General features: G+C 43.9%; 3 protein-coding genes. 1 reads left to right on the top strand and 2 read right to left on the bottom strand.

What is annotated here, in order from left to right; genetic code table 11:
- On the bottom strand, positions 1-590 hold a 590-nt coding region (locus VIP81_RS24315; RefSeq protein ID WP_331967459.1), incomplete at its 3' end, for a DeoR/GlpR family DNA-binding transcription regulator.
- A gap of 83 nt (positions 591-673) precedes the next feature.
- Between VIP81_RS24315 and VIP81_RS24310 the strand changes: the two genes are divergently transcribed.
- Positions 674-1,210, top strand: coding sequence for a 5' nucleotidase, NT5C type (locus VIP81_RS24310; RefSeq protein WP_331967457.1), 537 nt, complete (start codon positions 674-676; stop codon positions 1,208-1,210).
- Between the two features lie 11 nt (positions 1,211-1,221).
- Here the strand turns inward: VIP81_RS24310 and VIP81_RS24305 are convergent, their stop codons facing one another.
- A complete protein-coding gene (locus VIP81_RS24305) occupies positions 1,222-1,752 on the bottom strand; it encodes a hypothetical protein (RefSeq protein WP_331967455.1) in 531 nt (176 codons plus the stop codon).
- Positions 1,753-1,835: the final 83 nt, after the last annotated feature.

The raw sequence follows: 1,835 nt of genomic DNA, 5'->3' as shown, positions 1-1,835 counted from the left end.
GATTCCACCATCGCACTTTTTACATCTGCTTCACCTAAATCCAGCCCGGTAACACCTGCATCCGGATGCAGACTGCAAATTCCCAGGAAACAAATATCCGCTCTCAATTTTTCCAGCATACGGATGGTATCCATACCGCCCGCCGTTTGGGAATCCTTACCAATCAATCCACCCGTAAAGATCACCTCAATAGCCGGATGCTCTATCAGCTGCGCCACAATAGGTACACTGTTGGTAATAACCCGGATATGCAGATTAGCCGGAAATAATTTTGCCAGCATGAGTGTAGAAGTACCGCCATCGAGAATAATGGTTTGCCCATTATGCAGAAAAGTCAGGGCCTTGCTGGCAATATGCTTCTTATCATCTTCATGATATTGAATGCGCTCCTTGAAAGAATAAGGATTGGGGGAATGCGGGATAGCTCCTCCCCTTACTTTGATCAGCTGCCCGTTTTGCGCCAGCGATTCCAGGTCTCTGCGAACGGTATCTTCAGATACCTGTAAATCATTGCTAAGCTCTGCTTGCAGCACTTTATGATCCGTTTGCAGCTTTTTCAGGATGTAATCCAGCCTTTCCTCTTTCAACATGCTCATGCTATTTTATGCAATATTATGAAACATTATGCAATAATTTGCGAATTATCGCATAACTTTGCAAGAAACAGCAAAATATGGCAAGAATAGCAATCGACATGGACAATGTAATGGCAGACCTTCAACAACATCTGCTGGATGTATATGCAAAGGAATACGGGGAAGTGGTAGATCCTGCGCGTTTAGATAATGTACCGGAAGGCAGTGCGTTCCCGGAAGGCGTGGCTCACAAATTATTAAGTGCCCCCGGATTTTTCAGAGGAATACCGGTAATGGCCGGCAGCCAGGAAGTAGTGAAAGCCTTAACAGAAAAACACGAGGTCTTCATTGTATCTGCCGCGATGGAATTTCCGTTTTCACTGGCAGAGAAACTGGCATGGCTAAACGAACATTTCCCTTTTATCAGCTGGCGAAACATTGTATTCTGCGGCTCCAAAACCATTGTGGAAGCAGACTACATGATAGATGATCACGATAAAAACCTCAGTTACTTTAAAGGCACTCCTATCCTGTTTACAGCGCCGCATAACTTATCGCTTACGGCCTATAAAAGAGTAAACACCTGGGAAGAAGTAGCGGAATACTTTGCAGTAAGCAATGTGGAAGCGATATAAACACAACCGGCTTACCTGGCATTCATTTTTTTCTCAAGGGTACTCACCTTACGGACGTACTGCTGTACTTCCATACATTTATCCAGGTAAGCCTGTTGCCAGTCAATGGGTGGTTTTCCGGCCCTTGGGTCGGTGAAATAGGAAGGCGCTATCAGCAATTCGGTATACAGTCGCAGTAGCTGTCCGTCGCTAAAACGGGTGCAATCGAACCAGTCGTACATATCATTTACGGGCAACTGCAGCTGATCGGCCAGTTGCTTTACTTTTATTTTATGCTGCGCGAGATATAAAAGCAGCAGTTCACCCTGATGCAATGAATTTTCATCCAGGGAATTCCAGTGGTAAAAATCTGCGTAGGTAATGGGAACCGCGTCCAGCAATACTTCCAGCTTCTCTCTTTTGATCACAGCCTGGGAAAAATAACGATATAAGCCCTGTGGGGTAAGACCTGCTTTTTTTGCATAATGCAGGATAACGATTTCTTTTTGTCTTAAAATACGCCTTAGCCTGGCGCCGGCATGGATATAATATGGAACTGACATGTATATTATTCCGTTTTAGTGAAGAATTGGGGAAATCTTAAGTATACAAATGTAATATTTTTAAGTTCCTGTAAAAATATTAA

The organism is Chitinophaga sp., from assembly GCF_036566945.1.
Lineage (GTDB): Bacteria > Bacteroidota > Bacteroidia > Chitinophagales > Chitinophagaceae > Chitinophaga.
Note: the sequence above shows the minus strand (reverse complement) of the source record. Positions and strands in the feature narration are given on the sequence as shown.